The organism is Streptococcus sp. 3.1 (assembly GCF_016648915.1).
Taxonomy (GTDB): Bacteria; Bacillota; Bacilli; order Lactobacillales; family Streptococcaceae; genus Streptococcus; species Streptococcus salivarius_E.
The window spans coordinates 1-15,628 of the sequence record NZ_JACLQV010000023.1 but is presented as its reverse complement, the minus strand read 5'-3'; the positions used below and the strand labels follow the sequence as shown (position 1 = coordinate 15,628).

Genomic DNA, 15,628 nt, shown 5'->3' with positions numbered 1-15,628 from the left:
AAATGCAATCAATCGTTTTAGCAGAACTATATAAATTATTGAAACGGAAAAATTTTATTATATTAGCTATACTATCATTGTGGTCTTTGATTTATGGTTTTGGTGCCTTTTTACATTGTGACTTTGTAAAAATAGGGGCTAAATTAGATTTAGTTACCTTTATCACCACGATGTGGACATTTTTATTAATATTAACTATCCCGTTATTATTAATTTTATATACTTCTTCCTTTATTTTAGGAGGAGAGATTCAAGGAGGACAAATCTTATTAGAGGTAAATAGAGTCACTAGTAAGAAAATATTGATAGTCTCTAAGTATATTGTTGTTATCCTATCAATATTATTTTTATATATCTTAAATTGCTTGACGTCGTTAGTCACTTATATTTGCTTTATATCTCATACTGAGTTCGGTTATACACGATTTTGGGAGCTACATGCTACAAATGTACAATCAATAGTAGTTAGTTTAGTGAATTTAGGATTTATTATTTTGCTTGCTAGCATTGCTTTTTATCTATCACTAAATATTTCGGCAATAATGGCTTCGTTTGCAAGTCTAGGTGTTTACTTTTTATGTCAACTTCTATCAAATATTACTATGATTTCTAAATTTATTCCTGGATATTTTTTTGTTGTGCCTAATTATCACTTTACAATTGGATTATCTCTAATTCATTTACTAAGTTATTTTTTGCTTTGTATACTGTTATTGATTGCTACCATGAAAGGGTTTGAAAGTAAGGCGTTTTGAATGATATAATATTAGAAAAAGGAATTTATAGAGACAGATGTATAAAGTAGCAATTTGTGATGATGATAGCTTACAAGTGAGTAATTTAGAAACTCATATTTCAAAATACTTTGATGAAATCAATGTCCAATATGAAATTGATGGCTATTACAAAGGAGACCGTCTGGTAAACACCATGAGTGGACAGACTGACAACTATCACTTGATATTTTTGGATATTGAAATGGCGGGTCTAAATGGTATAGAGACTGCTAAGTTATTGAGAAATATTGATAAAAACTTTATACTCATTTATGTCACAAGCTATGAGCAATATGCTTTAGAAAGCTTTGAAGTCTCTCCATTTCGTTATCTAATAAAACCTGTATCTATTGAAAAATTAAGAGAGGTTCTCAGAGATGTTCTGGTAGAATTAACTGCAAAACAGAAATTTTTATTTTATCAGATAGGTATGGAACATTTCCAAATAAGTTTAGATAATATTGTGTGTTTATATTCTGAGTTTGGTAGAAAAATTCACCTTGAATTAGTTAGCGGTAGTGATACATCATTTTATGGGAGGATATCAGCAATTGAAAAAGAATTACCTCCAACTCATTTTGTTAGGGTTAATAGTGGAACAATGATTAATTTAAACCATATAGCTTCATTTAATCGGAATGATGTAACTATGATAAATGGCAATTGTATCGCTATTAGTAGAAGTCGGAAGAAAGCCGTGAGAACAGCATACAGCCATTTTATTGAGAGGAGTTTCGGTTTATGATTGATGTATATAAATCAGTGGGACTGCTCTCTCTTTTTTTATTCCAAAGCTTTGTTGTTTGGTTTTATTTACAACACTTTTTTGTGATCAGAATTTCCAAAAGCAAGTTTTATTGTTTGATCTTATTTGTTTATTTTATTGGCCACACATCAATAACAATAAATCATAATACATTGTTAGATTTTAAAATCTTATCTTTGCTATTAACTTTCCTGATTCTTTTCCTCTTTTTATCGGGAGATGTGATGAAAAAGGTATTTCATTATTTATTCCTGATCTTTTGGTTTTTGATTCAAGAAGATATAACAATATTGCTATTACATCAAGTTCAACAAACTAAAGAAATCGTAATCTTTTTCGCCCAATTCTTTTTGATGTTGTTAGCACTTTTATTTGTGTTAGGATTAAAACACTTTAAAATAGATAATCTATTTGAGCTGAACAAAATAGAATACGGTTTCTTATCGTTGCCTCCATTTTTGTCTATTTTTTTACTGTTATATAAGATTCCACTACCTTTAAGTCGAGTTTTGATATTTGATAGTTATTTATTATTGATAAACATTGTTATAATTGTGCTTTACAATTATTTAAGTGAAAAAAATTTTGATATTATCAAAGGCAAAATTGCTTTTGATGAAAATAGCATGACCAGTGAAATCATTCAACAAGAAGAAGAACTAGCAATTCTCAGACATGATTTAAAAAATATTGTTTCCTCAATAGATTTTTATGCAGATAGTAATGATTTTGAAAACATCAAAGCAATAACTCAGGAGATACTAGGACAGGAGGTTTTTAATCGCAAGATTACAGGATGTATACCAATTGACGCTATATTAAATCAAAAAATATCTAAAATGAAAAAAGATGGAGTCCAGTTTCATCTAGATTTACAAATCCCCTATAATTTAGATATAAGTTCGATTGCTATAGATTCTTGCGCTATTCTTGGAAATATTATCGACAATGCAATAGAGGAGATTGAACGTAATGGATTAACGAATCCAATCGAAATAGTATTACGTTTTAAGAATAATAAATTAGTCTTTAGAGTGGCGAATCCTATACTTACTTCTGAAATAGATATCAATTATGACGGAATGAAATCTATAAAATTACCTAATAGACGTGGTCTAGGAATAAAAAGTAGTTATGATAGAATCATGAAACTGAAAGGACACCTGAACATTAATATACAGTCAAATCAATTTGTGGTACTAGTTGTTATTCCTTTAAAAGTAAAAGAACCTGTAAGTTCTAAGCTGAATCAACTCTCAAAAATCCAGTAGTGACATAAATGTCACTACTTTTTTGTTGGCTTTCTATCTATAATACAATCATAGCTTTTGAGAAAAGGCTAAAAAATATTTTAAAGGAGGTTGTTACTATGACAACACAAATCATTAACAATTTTAACTCACTTAATTCCGAAGATCTTTCTACTGTTAAGGGTGGAGCATGTAGTTTTTGGGGAGCTACAGCTGCCGTAGGCGTCGGGGCTGTTGGAGGAGCCATTAAAGGTGGTATTCAAACAGGTACTTGGCAAGGTGCAGCCTTAAAGGGTATTGGTTATGGTATTAAAGATGGGATTACTTATGGCCTTATTTGTCGTTATTAGGCGATTACTGAGTCAATTTTTTGGCCAAATAGTACTTGCTCTCCTAATTTATGGGCTTATATTCTTTGCTTGGCAACACTTTAGAGGAGAAATTTTCTCAATTGTGTGCATCTATGTCAGTATATCCCTAGCAGATGACGTCTATCATCTGGCAGAAGAATATGTTAAAAAGAAAGTTAACTAGGAATACCTTCCTGTTTGAAAAATAGTTAAAGGCTTGGCAGATTGAATGTCAAGTTTTTTTGTGGTAAAAGTGCTAAAATAGAAATCATGAAAGACACGATTCGAATTCTTCATATTAATGATTTACACTCTCATTTTGAACAGTATCCACAACTCAAGCGAGCTGTGGATGATTTGAGTCAGACGGATAGGGAGTTGATTAAGGTAGATCTTGGGGATAATGTGGATAAGTCCCATCCCCTATCTGATGCGACAGCTGGGCGTTTTAATGTAGCCCTGATGAATGAGTTGGGGATAGACTATGCGACTATTGGAAATAATGAGGGGATTGGTCTGGCTAAGGATGAGCTAGACTATCTTTATGAGCAGGCCAAGTTTCAGCCAATTATAGGAAATCTCAAGGATGAAGGGAGTCAGCCTGAATGGGCCAAGCCCTATCTTATCCATAAAACTAAAGCAGGTACAAACATTGCTTTCTTGGCCTATACCTTTCCCTATTACATTACCTATGCTCCCAACGGTTGGCAGATGTTAGAGCCTATGGCTCGGTTGGAAGAGGATTTGGCTCGCCCTGAGGTAAGGGATGCAGACATAGTCGTCGTTCTTAGTCATCTAGGTGTTCGTTATGATGAGCAGATTGCAGAGACTTACCCTCAGGTGAATCTTATTATCGGGAGTCACACGCATCACCTTTTTGAAGAGGGCAAGTTGATTAATGAGACTTATTTAGCGGCTGCAGATAGGTATGGTTATTATATCGGTTGTATTGATCTTACTGTGAAAAATGGGCAATTGATAGAGTGTCAGATTGAGGCTATCCCCACCAAGTCCTATATCTTGGATTTAGACAAGGAGGACGAAACCTTTATCAAGGCCATGCGTGAGGAAGGCCATCGTCGTTTAGCTCAGAAAAAAGTAGCTAATCTAGGTCGAGAACTAGATTTTGATGAGACCTGTCAATTGGTTTTACAGGCTGTTTGTCAAGAAACAAATAGCCAATTAACGCTTTTAAATACTGGACTTATCATGAAAACGCTGGGTCCACAAGTGACCATGGCAGACCTTCAAGAAGCCCTTCCCCATCAGATGCGGATGGCGCGTCTAGTCGTGACAGGACAAGAACTCAAGGAAATCTGTCGTGAAGTTTTTACCAAGGCTGAACTCCTTAAAAACCAAGCTATTAAAGGTATGGGATTTAGAGGGAAGACATTTGGTGAAGTAATCACGGGGAATTTTGCTTACAAAAACGGTAATTTGTTGTATAATAGAAGGGTTGTAGATTCCAATGAGAAGTTTAGTTTGGTCCTTGTGGATCAATACTACTTTGCTTCTTACTTCCCTACAATTAAGGAAAAGGAGGTCACTCTTCTTTTTCCGGATTTGTTAAGGGAACTTGTGGCCAAGTATTTAGGAAAAAATGGTGCCAATTGGGATAAGATATAGAGACATTATTACAGCATCAGGATAGAAAATAAGAGAGAGCAGAAAGGATGGCACATGCGTAAAGAAATCTTGCCAGAAATGTTTAATTATAATAAATATCCAGGGCCAGACTTTGTGTATGTGGCTGACCTTCTGAAATCAGATGCCTGTCAGTTTACGGTTCTTGAAAATCACAAGGATGCTTTAGACGCTACCCGCTTTGGGCAACGTTTTTCTGAAATCATGCTCAAGTATGATTATATTGTTGGGGACTGGTCTAATGACCAGCTTCGCCTTAAGGGATTTTACGAGGACGAGCGCCCTAATACGCGTAAGACAGACCGTATTAGCCGATTGTCGGAGTATTTGCGTGAATACTGTGCCTTTGGCTGTGCCTACTTTATTTTGAAAAATGAAGAGCCGCAATTAATCGTCTTTGAAGAGGAGACTGAGCCTCGTCGCAAGCGCCGTCGTTCTAATAATCGTCGTCATTCTTCTCAGGAATCTAGAGATAGAGAGCACAATGCTTCTCAAAATAATAAGGGGCAAAAAGCTTCTGCTAAGCAAAAGCCAGACAAGTCCAAACGAAGAGATAGGGATCAAGAGGGCCCAAACTTTGAGAAAATCAAGCGTCGTCCTAAGTTTAAATCTAGATCCGAGGACGGTGGCCGTGAGCGTAAGTCTAACTTCAAGAAGAGTCAGAAGCAAGCTCCAAAATCTAAAGGTCAAAACACCCCATCGAAGAAACAAAGCCAGACCAAGTCAGATGGTCAGCATTTTACAATCAGAAAAAAAGGAAATTAAACTATGTCAGAAGTAACAGCAAAGCCAGAACGTCGTAAACGCCAGAAATTGGAGGATATGGAAGGCTACAAACCTTCTATTTATGGTCTTACTCGTGATGAGTTGATCGACTGGGCTATGGAACACGGTGAAAAGAAATTCCGTGCGACTCAAATTTGGGATTGGCTCTACAAGAAGCGTGTGCAGTCTTTCGAAGAAATGACCAACATTTCTAAAGATTTCATTGCCAAGTTGAATGAGAATTTCTGCGTAAACCCATTGAAACAACGTATCGTTCAAGAATCTAAAGATGGTACCGTTAAATATCTTTTTGAATTGCCAGATGGTATGTTGATTGAGACGGTTTTGATGCGTCAACACTATGGTTTGTCTGTCTGTGTGACAACCCAGGTTGGATGTAACATCGGTTGTACTTTCTGTGCCAGTGGTTTGATTAAGAAACAACGTGACTTGACTGCTGGTGAGATTGTGGCGCAAATCATGTTGGTACAAAAATACTTTGACGATCGTGGCGACGGTGAACGTGTAAGCCACGTGGTTGTTATGGGTATCGGTGAGCCATTTGATAACTATGACAATGTGCTTCGTTTCTTGCGTACCATTAACAATGATAATGGTCTTGCCATTGGAGCGCGTCACATTACCGTATCAACATCTGGTTTGGCACCAAAAATCAAGGAATTTGCTAACGAAGGTGTTCAAGTTAACCTCGCCGTATCACTTCACGCGCCTAACAATGACCTTCGTTCAAGCATCATGCGTATCAACCGCTCGTTCCCACTTGAAAAACTCTTTGAAGCTATCGAGTATTACATCCAGACAACCAACCGTCGTGTAACTTTTGAGTACATCATGCTTAATGAGGTCAATGATCACCCTGAAAACGCTCAAGAGTTGGCTGATTTGACTAAGAAAATCCGTAAGTTGTCATACATCAACTTGATTCCATATAACCCAGTATCAGAGCACGACCAATATAGTCGTTCAACCAAGGAACGTGTGGCGGCCTTCTACGATGTGCTCAAGAAAAACGGGGTTAACTGTGTCGTTCGTCAAGAACACGGTACAGATATCGATGCTGCTTGTGGACAATTGCGTTCAAACACTATGAAACGTGACCGTCAAAAGGCCGTAGCAGAAGCTTCTGGTAAATCAGAAGGTAAATAAGATGTTTCAGCTGACGACTTGGGTAGATAAGGATGGAGAACTGACACTAAAAGGAAGACAAGCAAGCCAAGTTTTGGTTTGTGCTTATCTCCTTTGTTTAGTGCTCCTATGTTGGACACCCCAGTACGGGCTAGTTGAAGGTGTTGAAACTCCTGGGATTCAACATTTTGGTCGTGTGGTGGTCCTCTTGACCCCATTCAATAGTTTGACCAACTTTTATCAGTTGGATAGTCTTAAAGAGATTGTCTTTGTGCTTGGGCAAAATGTGACCAATATTTTCTTGCTGAGTCCGCTGATTTTAGGACTTTTAGCCTTGTACCCCAGATTCAGGTCTTGGCAAAGGGTCCTTTTAGCCACGTTTATCATGTCTTTGACGATTGAGGTTGGACAAGTCATTCTAGACCTTCTCATTGATGCTAATCGTGTCTTTGAGTTAGATGATTTATGGACCAATACTTTGGGAGGTTTGGTGGCACTAGGTGTCTACCGCTTCCTTGTAAAACTGATTCAAACGCATTTTAAAGAGTAAAAAACCTGGGACCCTACGCGTCTCAGGTTTCACTTATTTTCTATCATACAAATACAACACATTCAAAAGAGGGAAAAATGAATAAACACTTTTGGAGAAACAATGAAACACTTAATGATGACAGTAGTCACCGTATTAACGTTAGGAGCAACAATGACGATGGTTAAGGCAGATACTTATCAAAGTGGCCGTGATGCCGATATCATGCGAGAAAGAGGACAGGTTTGGAATTATTCTGAGTCTAAGAGAGAGCCTCAATTAGCCAACTACAACACCGATGGTCGCTATCTCAGTGAGGCAACTAACTTTGAATTATACAATTTTGTCAGAGAGTATAAGACATCTGATGAAATCAGACGCATTTGGAACCCCAAGAAGGACGAATCAGTTATCCACGATAAGGATAGCTACTCTATTGACGATGGGCACAAGGTCTATAATTTTGACTCCTTTGCTTATCAATTGCCAGAGTCTACTGATTTTGGGAAATTGACTTATATTGGTTACTTTCAGTTAGAAGATGGTACAATTTATCGCTATTGGAAATAACCTTTTGTTAGAATTATAATCACTCGTTTGTAAGGATAGGGGGAATCACTTGTTTTTTAAAGAATCAATCATTGCAAAACTTTGGTGGTTTTTCAAGTTAGAAAAACGCCGGTATATTGTCGGGATTTTGGCACTGAGTCTGGTTTCGTTACTCAATCTGATTCCTCCTATGGTTATGGGGCGGGTCATTGATGCTATTACATCGGGGAAATTGACCAATCAGATCTTGCTTTTGAATCTTGTGTATTTGCTTTTGGCAGCTTTAGGAATGTACTATTTGCGCTATGTTTGGCGGATGTATATCTTAGCGACCTCTTATCGCTTGGGTCAGATTATGAGGTCACGCCTTTTTGAGCATTTTACCAAGATGTCGCCTTCTTTTTACCAAAAGTACCGAACTGGGGATCTCATGGCCCATGCAACTAATGATATCAACTCCTTAACCCGCTTGGCTGGTGGGGGTGTCATGTCAGCCGTAGATGCGTCTATCACAGCCTTGGTAACCTTAATCACCATGTTCTTCAGCATTTCCTGGCAGATGACCCTGGTGGCTGTCTTACCCCTACCCTTCATGGCTTTTGCGACTAGTCGTTTGGGACGCAAGACCCATAAAGCTTTTGGAGAATCCCAGGCAGCCTTTTCAGAACTTAATAATAAGGTTCAGGAGTCGGTATCAGGGATCAAGGTAACCAAGTCTTTTGGCTATCAGGAGGCTGAGCTTCAGTCCTTCCAAGAGACCAATAAGATGACTTTTAAAAAGAATATGCATACCATGAAGTATGACAGCCTTTTTGATCCTTTGGTCTTGCTCTTTGTTGGCTCATCTTATGTTTTAACCCTTCTTGTCGGGGCCTTTATGATTCAGGCTAATCAGATAACGGTCGGAAATTTGGTAACCTTCATTACCTATTTGGACATGCTGGTTTGGCCTCTGATGGCCATTGGCTTCCTCTTTAATATCACACAGAGGGGAAATGTATCCTACCAACGTATTGAAAATCTTCTGGAGCAGGAATCAGATGTTCAAGATCCTGCGCACCCTCTCCCAAGTATTGAAAATGGTCGCCTAGAATATGCGATTGACCGCTTTGCCTTTGAGGATGAGGATACTTTGAGAGATGTTCATTTCACCTTGGACAAGGGGCAAACCCTTGGCTTGGTTGGGCAGACTGGTTCAGGAAAGACCGCCCTTGTCAAGTTGCTCTTGCGGGAGCACGATGTTAATCAAGGAGCCATCTATTTGAATGGGCATGACATCCGAGACTATCGCCTATCAGACTTGCGTAGCTTGATGGGCTATGTTCCTCAAGACCAGTTTCTCTTTGCTAGTTCCATTTTAGACAATGTCCGCTTTGGTAATCCTGATCTCTCCTTTGACAAGGTAGAAGAAGCGACTAAGTTGGCTCAAGTTTATGATGACATCAAGGATATGCCTGAAGGTTTTGAAACGATCATTGGTGAAAAGGGTGTTAGCCTATCAGGCGGTCAAAAACAACGTCTGGCCATGAGTCGGGCCATGATTTTGGATCCAGATATTTTGATTTTGGACGACTCTCTATCGGCAGTGGACGCCAAGACAGAACATGCTATTATTGACAATCTCAAACATACCCGTAAGGACAAGACGACTATCATTACCGCCCATCGTTTGAGTGCGGTGGTGCACGCTGACCTTATCTTAGTCATGCAGGATGGTCGTATCATTGAACGTGGCCGTCATGAGGATTTGCTAGCTCAGGGTGGTTGGTATGCCAAGACCTATGAGTCTCAACAGTTAGAAATGGAAGGAGGAGAAGCCGATGCCTAATCAAAACCAATGGTCTGTGTTTAAGCGTCTCTTGACCTATCTCAAGCCTTACAAATTCTTGACCTTTCTAGCTTTGGCCTTCCTTTTGTCCACAACGGTTATCAAGAGTATCATTCCCCTTGTGGCCTCTTATTTTATCGACCACTATCTTCATGATATGAATCAGGCAGCAAGCTTAATTCTGATTGGGTACTATGGTCTTTATCTCTTGCAGACGCTAGTCCAGTATTTGGGAAATCTCTTTTTTGCGCGTGTGTCCTACAGTATTGTCAGGGATATTCGCCGAGATGCCTTTGCCAATATGGAAAAACTGGGGATGTCCTACTTTGACAAAACTCCAGCAGGCTCTATCGTTTCTCGCTTGACCAATGATACTGAGACTATTAGCGAGATGTTTTCAGGGATTCTGTCTAGCTTTATTTCGGCTATCTTTATCTTTGTTACCACCCTTTACACCATGATGATCTTGGACATTCGTCTGACCGGGCTTATTGTGCTCTTTCTCCCTCTGATTGTTCTTTTGGTTAATCTCTACCGCAAAAAATCAGTGGTCATCATTGAAAAGACCAGAGCCTTGCTTTCAGATATAAATGCCAAACTGTCAGAGAGTATCGAAGGGATTCGCATCATTCAGGCCTTTAACCAAGAGAAACGTCTCAAAAAAGAGTTTGATGCCATTAATGAGGAACACCTGATTTACGCCAGCCGTTCCATGTCACTGGATTCTCTCTTTCTACGCCCAGCCATGAGTTTACTGAAGCTCCTGGGCTATGCTGTTCTCATGGCCTACTTTGGCTACCGAGGTATCTATTTGGGCATCACAGCAGGGACCATGTATGCCTTTATCCAGTATATTAACCGCCTCTTTGATCCCTTGATTGAAGTGACACAAAACTTCTCAACCTTGCAAACTTCTATGGTCTCAGCCGGTCGGGTCTTTGCCTTGATTGACGAGCGCACCTATGAGCCTGAGCAGAGAGACACAGATGCCAAGGTTACCGAGGGGAACATTCGTTTTGAAAATGTTTCCTTCTCCTATGATGGTAAACACCAGATTTTAGATAACATATCCTTCTCTGTCAATAAAGGTGAGACCATCGCCTTTGTCGGTTCTACAGGTTCCGGAAAATCCTCTATTATCAACGTGTTTATGCGTTTCTATGAGTTCCAATCAGGGCGAGTTCTTCTTGACGGTGTGGATATTCGCGATTATAGTCAGGCAGAGCTGCGTAAGAACATTGGTCTCGTCCTTCAGGAACCCTTTCTCTATCATGGTACAGTCAAATCCAATATTGCCATGTATCAGGATTTAACTGATGAAGAGATTAAAGCAGCCGCTGAGTTTGTGGATGCCAATCACTTTATCGACAAACTTCCAGAAGGCTATGATGCTCCAGTTTCTGAACGAGGTTCAAGTTTTTCAACTGGCCAACGCCAGCTTCTAGCCTTTGCTAGGACCGTTGCTAGCCAACCTAAGATTTTGATTCTGGATGAAGCGACAGCCAATATTGATTCGGAGACAGAGGCTATTGTCCAAAATTCTCTAGCAAAAATGCGTCAAGGTCGCACCACTATTGCCATTGCCCACCGCCTATCGACGATCCAAGATGCCAACTGCATCTATGTCTTAGACAAGGGTCGCATCATCGAACACGGTAGCCATGAGGAACTCCTAGCTCTCGGCGGTACCTACCACAAGATGTACAGCCTACAAGCAGGTGCAATGGAAGGAGAGTAAGATAGTTTAGAGCATAGATTCTATATTCGAAAAGATTTCTTAAAAATCAAAATCGAGTGGTGACATTTATGTCACTACTTTTTTGTTGGCCTACAACCTATAATAAAACCATAGCTTGAGAGAAAAAGCTAAAAAATAATATTTTAGGAGGTTGTTAGAATGACAACACAAACAATTAACACTTTTGAAACGCTCGATTTCGAGGCACTTGCAAACGTTGAAGGTGGAAAAGTCAATTGGGACCGCTTATCTAGTAGCGCTAGTGGTGCTGCTGAAGGGATTTACTTCTGTGCCGCATCAGGTGCCCCACTCTTTACGCTTGCACCTTATGCTATTGTAGGGTGTGGAGTTGTCGGAGCTGGTCTTGGTTATGCTTTCCCACATTAATTAAAAATTTACTAATCATGAAACTACAAAATAATAATGCAGTAGTATTACAGTTATTAAGACTAGGAAGTGCTGCAATAGTTGTTCTTCTCATTAATTTAGGTTTTTACCTTTATGGAAAAGAGACTCCGGTATGGATTCTGTTTGGATTAGGCTTGCTTACTATAATTGTAGGGTTGATCAATATTATTTTTTACCGGTTATCACAAAAACAATCAGTAACAAAAAGCTATTTGACGCTTAAACAATCATTTGGTATTTTCCTTAGTGTTTCATTGTTTGTCTTGTGTGTCGAGTTTTTCAAACTACTAACACTAACGGACTTTACGGATCGCATTATATTATTTATCTTAATGCTATTATTGATTTTATTTGATATTCTTACTTATTTTCAAGTCAAAAAATATTTTAAAAGATAAAAGGTATCTATAATCATGACTAAAAAACGCCTAGTGTCTCTAATGATGTCTATGGGCTTCATCCTTGTTGCCTTACATAACTTGGGAGAAAAACTGAGTTTTGGACTTCAATGCCTAAATCTTATTGGGTTATGTCTTTTTCTCTTTCTTATGTGTACGATTATCAAGGATATAAGGTCAGACAAGTAGTGACATAAATGTCACTACTTTTTTATCGGCTTCCAATCTATAATAAAAATCATAGCTTTGCACAGATAGCTAAAAACACTTTAAGGAGAAAAGTATGTTCAAAAACTCAAAACCGTATTTACTGGCTACCATTCTCATCGGAATGGGCCTTGCTAATCTATTTAGAAGTTTGGATGCAGTCCACCATACCATTAACTTGTTGGGGATAACCTTGCTTCTTTATAGTCTGCTTTTTAAAAAATGGGCACAGTTTAAAAAGTAACTTGTGGCCCCTTTGAACGTGAGGTGCTTGCAAATGCTTATTTTTGATGTTCCCGAAGTAAAATTATTCTTGCTAATGATAGCGGAGATTGTATTATATTTGATTGCTTTTCTTTGTAATAGAAAAAACAAAGATATGTATATTCGCTTATTTAAAGTATCAGTACTAATGACGCTATTGTATTACATCTCCAGTAGAATTTAATCGCTAAGGTCTTTTTTGAGATCTTACAGCAGTATAAAAAAATACAGAAAGGAATAGAGTTTAATGTAATAGCTTATTCAGTTTACAAGACTGACTGAGGTTATTCATAGCTTAATTGTTTTATCATGAAGTTAAAGAATATTAGTTCGAGAGTGTTGCGATTTTTTAGGACAATCACTGCTGCCTTGGCAGTTTTCCTTATAAGTATCAGTATTTCTCTCTATAAGAGCAAGACTTCGCCAGAGATTTGGTTAGCAGTCGGAGCACTAGCTTTAGTAGTCATTTTTGTTAATGGACTGCTCTACTGTATTCTTAAGAAGCGTCCAGATTCAGTAAATCCGTTAACAATACGGCAGTCCTTCCTTGTCTTTCTTGTCATCTCATTGCTAGTGCTTTGTGTAGAGTTTTACACATTACTAACATTCAGTGATACCACAGACCGTATAGTACTAGCCGTATTAATGCTTTTGTTAATCCTCTGTGATTTTCTAGCTTACTTGCAAGTCAAAAGATATTTTAAAAGATAGAAAATATAGTAACTGTTTGTGACATTATTCAATTTACGTTGCATAAAAGTGTTATAATAAGAAAGTGATTAATGAAACATGTGAAAATTAGAGTGAATTTCCAATGTTTGAAGGATAGTCTTCTATCGTATAGACAAAACTTGCAGGGGCTGGGTCTTCAAAAAATGTCATGAAAGGAGGATTACTATTTGAAACAATCACTTATTTCTAGAAAATATATTAAATTTATCGTGCAAGTTATTTTGGCTGTCTGTATTCAATGTGTGATAATATTTTTCTGGCATCAAGAAAGGACATTTTTATTTTACACCTTGTCACTCTATGTTTCTTTATCGCTCTCTGATGATCTTAGTCAGTTGATTTTTAGAAACGATAAGTGATGTATTTGTTTTAAGCAGCATGGAAAGTGACAGATTCGTGTCTTTAGCCATGCTAGATTCAGAATAATAGCCAATCATTCTTTAGATAACGCCCTAGTAGTTTATGTAAATGACTCTAGTAGAAAAGGAATTACTATGGTGATATTACAAAAATTTAGTTCTGCTGTGTTACGTTCGTTACGTTTCCTATCAGCAATCCTAGGAGTAGTCATTTGGAATATAGCTTTAAATGCTCTATCTAGTCAGCATCCAATCTGGATTTGGCTACCATTCGGGACATATAGCCACTTTTTGGGACGCTGGCTTTTAAATGACTATCAGGGTGCTATACTAAAGATGTGATTGAAAATTAGTTGAAAGAAATAAGGAGGTTTTCTTAATGACAGGACTTAAATGGTTTGCAGGAGGCAAAGAGAGACGAGAACAAGCAGTAGCTATCATCGATGAAGTAATTGAAACGATTGGAGATAAGCCAGATTATGCTGATTTGAAGCAGGTCCTGAACTCCTACCGAACGGAACTTGCAGATTCTCGTTCAGCCACTCCCTATATCTTAAGCAGGATGTCACTGGAAATATCCGAAGTGGTCAGAAAGAACCAGCTAACCTTGTCTCCCTTTATCGAGGAGCGAATGGCAGAGTTGCGAAAATTGCTAGCGATTCGTTATGGCTATTGATGTCATTAGGGAGGATTTCTTGGTTTTAAGGTTGAGTTGTCCATTGAGAAAAGGAAGATGGGGCAAAAAGGTTCTTTTCCAACCTGTTGAGGAGCAGAGAAAGACCCTTAAGTTCTAGTTATGATTATGCCAAGCGGACAAGTGATTGTGATGAAAGGAGAGTGCGATGCCTTATCTTAACCGACTTCGTTCAGGAACGTTACTTTATTTACGACTCATGGTTGTTGCCTTTGGTTTGATATGTGGAAATATTGGTTTAGAATTATTATATAATGGTTCTTCTTTCTTATTTTGGCTGCCTCTGGCATTGCTATCAATCTTTTGCTTGTGTTGCCATTGTTGATTAAGCGAGAGCTTGACCGTCGTCCACTTGAAGAACGACAGTTTACTCTTAAACAAATTTACGCTGGCATGGGCTTGGCACATTTGGCTATTATTTTAGCTGGTATTTATCGTTTGCTGACGGTGAGAGATGCCGAATGGAGCTTAATCATTATTGTTGTGATTGTTTTGGATATTTGTTTACTAGCTTTTCTGACACCTAGAGTGCTTAAAATCATTAAACAAAGTGAACGAGGTTAGAATCGCAGTTTATGATAGACGTGCTTATAAAGATAGCGAGGCTGTAAGTGCTTATCTATGCTTTGGTAACTTTCTAGGTATTGTAAAAACTTTCTGTTTGAGAGAAGTGTGAGGTTTAAGTTTTATGTCAAAAAATCTACGTGCCCTTACGGCCATTGTTTTGTCCCAATTACTTATTGAGTGGATGGGATTCTTTTTAGGTATTCCTCTAAGTAAGATTCTGGTTTTAACAGTACTTAGCAGTCTAGTAGAGATCTTGATGCATCTTTTCCTAAGTAAAAAATCTAAAGTTACTTTGGGTGATAAAGAGATATGGCATCAATACTTTTTATTCGTTAAGAAGACGCTGTGGTTCTCTATTTTATTAGTTGCAATTTTTCTTTTTTATTCGATAATCAAATCTGATAGCTTTATGCTCTATTTTTACTGGCATATCTTTGTATTATTCCATTGTCTTGGATATATCATTTGTTTAAATAACATTAAAATGAATCGTAAAAATTGAAGCCTAAATCTTGTTTATTTCCACACAATCAAAAAATCCCATGAGAGTTCTCATCCTATGGGATTTTTTTGTTATAAAAAGGGCTCTTTGTCAACTGTAGTGGGTGACGAAAAGCTAACATCTAGAGAGGACCTGATAGGTCTTCTCTTTTTTTAT

17 protein-coding genes are annotated in these 15,628 nt (G+C 38.0%); all 17 read left to right on the top strand.

Translation table 11 applies throughout. The features are described 5' to 3' along the window. The first annotated feature begins 2 nt into the window (after positions 1-2). A complete protein-coding gene (locus H7U02_RS10240; RefSeq protein ID WP_073686194.1) occupies positions 3-755 on the top strand; it encodes a hypothetical protein in 753 nt (250 codons plus the stop codon). Positions 756-792: 37 nt separating this feature from the next. After that, complete coding sequence (locus tag H7U02_RS10235) at positions 793-1,521, top strand: LytR/AlgR family response regulator transcription factor (RefSeq protein WP_073686177.1); 729 nt, start codon at positions 793-795, stop codon at positions 1,519-1,521. Further along, complete coding sequence (locus H7U02_RS10230) at positions 1,518-2,813, top strand: GHKL domain-containing protein (RefSeq protein WP_073686176.1); 1,296 nt, start codon at positions 1,518-1,520, stop codon at positions 2,811-2,813. The genes H7U02_RS10235 and H7U02_RS10230 overlap by 4 nt, the downstream gene beginning before the upstream one ends. 98 nt (positions 2,814-2,911) lie before the next feature. Next, positions 2,912-3,142 (top strand): Blp family class II bacteriocin, encoded by a 231-nt coding sequence (locus tag H7U02_RS10225; RefSeq protein WP_002884558.1) that lies wholly within the window; start codon positions 2,912-2,914, stop codon positions 3,140-3,142. 270 nt (positions 3,143-3,412) lie between these two features. Continuing rightward, a complete protein-coding gene (locus H7U02_RS10220) occupies positions 3,413-4,768 on the top strand; it encodes a bifunctional metallophosphatase/5'-nucleotidase (protein ID WP_110981241.1) in 1,356 nt (451 codons plus the stop codon). A gap of 54 nt (positions 4,769-4,822) precedes the next feature. Continuing rightward, on the top strand, positions 4,823-5,551 hold the full coding sequence (locus H7U02_RS10215; protein WP_110981242.1) for a YutD family protein: 729 nt from the start codon (positions 4,823-4,825) through the stop codon (positions 5,549-5,551). Between the two features lie 57 nt (positions 5,552-5,608). Next, positions 5,609-6,718: a 23S rRNA (adenine(2503)-C(2))-methyltransferase RlmN gene (rlmN, locus tag H7U02_RS10210; RefSeq protein WP_096832658.1), complete on the top strand. Its 1,110-nt coding sequence runs from the start codon at positions 5,609-5,611 to the stop codon at positions 6,716-6,718. A gap of 1 nt (position 6,719) precedes the next feature. Further along, positions 6,720-7,247 carry a VanZ family protein gene (locus H7U02_RS10205; RefSeq protein WP_048790203.1) on the top strand — a complete coding sequence of 176 codons (528 nt, stop codon included), beginning with the start codon at positions 6,720-6,722 and terminating at the stop codon, positions 7,245-7,247. Positions 7,248-7,349: 102 nt separating this feature from the next. Further along, on the top strand, positions 7,350-7,796 hold the full coding sequence (locus H7U02_RS10200) for a hypothetical protein (protein ID WP_229056623.1): 447 nt from the start codon (positions 7,350-7,352) through the stop codon (positions 7,794-7,796). A 49-nt stretch (positions 7,797-7,845) separates the two neighbouring features. After that, a complete protein-coding gene (locus H7U02_RS10195; RefSeq protein WP_201043310.1) occupies positions 7,846-9,603 on the top strand; it encodes an ABC transporter ATP-binding protein in 1,758 nt (585 codons plus the stop codon). Then, positions 9,596-11,341: an ABC transporter ATP-binding protein gene (locus tag H7U02_RS10190; RefSeq protein WP_201043308.1), complete on the top strand. Its 1,746-nt coding sequence runs from the start codon at positions 9,596-9,598 to the stop codon at positions 11,339-11,341. Before H7U02_RS10195 ends, H7U02_RS10190 begins: the two co-directional genes overlap by 8 nt. A gap of 159 nt (positions 11,342-11,500) precedes the next feature. After that, positions 11,501-11,728 (top strand): Blp family class II bacteriocin, encoded by a 228-nt coding sequence (locus tag H7U02_RS10185; RefSeq protein WP_073686171.1) that lies wholly within the window; start codon positions 11,501-11,503, stop codon positions 11,726-11,728. 17 nt (positions 11,729-11,745) lie between these two features. Then, on the top strand, positions 11,746-12,147 hold the full coding sequence (locus H7U02_RS10180) for a hypothetical protein (protein WP_037604712.1): 402 nt from the start codon (positions 11,746-11,748) through the stop codon (positions 12,145-12,147). Between the two features lie 283 nt (positions 12,148-12,430). After that, positions 12,431-12,598 carry a hypothetical protein gene (locus tag H7U02_RS10175; RefSeq protein ID WP_171963547.1) on the top strand — a complete coding sequence of 56 codons (168 nt, stop codon included), beginning with the start codon at positions 12,431-12,433 and terminating at the stop codon, positions 12,596-12,598. A 329-nt stretch (positions 12,599-12,927) separates the two neighbouring features. Next, positions 12,928-13,329, top strand: coding sequence for a hypothetical protein (locus tag H7U02_RS11665; protein ID WP_073686170.1), 402 nt, complete (start codon positions 12,928-12,930; stop codon positions 13,327-13,329). Between the two features lie 759 nt (positions 13,330-14,088). Further along, positions 14,089-14,385, top strand: coding sequence for a bacteriocin immunity protein (locus tag H7U02_RS10170; protein ID WP_073686168.1), 297 nt, complete (start codon positions 14,089-14,091; stop codon positions 14,383-14,385). A gap of 291 nt (positions 14,386-14,676) precedes the next feature. Further along, a complete protein-coding gene (locus tag H7U02_RS10165; RefSeq protein ID WP_073686167.1) occupies positions 14,677-14,967 on the top strand; it encodes a hypothetical protein in 291 nt (96 codons plus the stop codon). Positions 14,968-15,628 lie beyond the last annotated feature (661 nt).

Bases quoted from the DNA above. Each gene is read 5' to 3' on its own strand.
- H7U02_RS10190 (WP_201043308.1), top strand. From the start codon at position 9,596: ATGCCTAATCAAAACCAATGGTCTGTGTTTAAGCGTCTCTTGACCTAT.
- H7U02_RS10240 (WP_073686194.1), top strand. From the start codon at position 3: ATGCAATCAATCGTTTTAGCAGAACTATATAAATTATTGAAACGGAAA.
- H7U02_RS10170 (WP_073686168.1), top strand. From the start codon at position 14,089: ATGACAGGACTTAAATGGTTTGCAGGAGGCAAAGAGAGACGAGAACAA.
- H7U02_RS10175 (WP_171963547.1), top strand. From the start codon at position 12,431: ATGTTCAAAAACTCAAAACCGTATTTACTGGCTACCATTCTCATCGGA.
- H7U02_RS10230 (WP_073686176.1), top strand. From the start codon at position 1,518: ATGATTGATGTATATAAATCAGTGGGACTGCTCTCTCTTTTTTTATTC.
- H7U02_RS11665 (WP_073686170.1), top strand. From the start codon at position 12,928: ATGAAGTTAAAGAATATTAGTTCGAGAGTGTTGCGATTTTTTAGGACA.
- H7U02_RS10185 (WP_073686171.1), top strand. From the start codon at position 11,501: ATGACAACACAAACAATTAACACTTTTGAAACGCTCGATTTCGAGGCA.
- H7U02_RS10180 (WP_037604712.1), top strand. From the start codon at position 11,746: ATGAAACTACAAAATAATAATGCAGTAGTATTACAGTTATTAAGACTA.
- H7U02_RS10220 (WP_110981241.1), top strand. From the start codon at position 3,413: ATGAAAGACACGATTCGAATTCTTCATATTAATGATTTACACTCTCAT.
- H7U02_RS10200 (WP_229056623.1), top strand. From the start codon at position 7,350: ATGAAACACTTAATGATGACAGTAGTCACCGTATTAACGTTAGGAGCA.
- rlmN (WP_096832658.1), top strand. From the start codon at position 5,609: ATGGAAGGCTACAAACCTTCTATTTATGGTCTTACTCGTGATGAGTTG.
- H7U02_RS10205 (WP_048790203.1), top strand. From the start codon at position 6,720: ATGTTTCAGCTGACGACTTGGGTAGATAAGGATGGAGAACTGACACTA.
- H7U02_RS10225 (WP_002884558.1), top strand. From the start codon at position 2,912: ATGACAACACAAATCATTAACAATTTTAACTCACTTAATTCCGAAGAT.
- H7U02_RS10215 (WP_110981242.1), top strand. From the start codon at position 4,823: ATGCGTAAAGAAATCTTGCCAGAAATGTTTAATTATAATAAATATCCA.
- H7U02_RS10235 (WP_073686177.1), top strand. From the start codon at position 793: ATGTATAAAGTAGCAATTTGTGATGATGATAGCTTACAAGTGAGTAAT.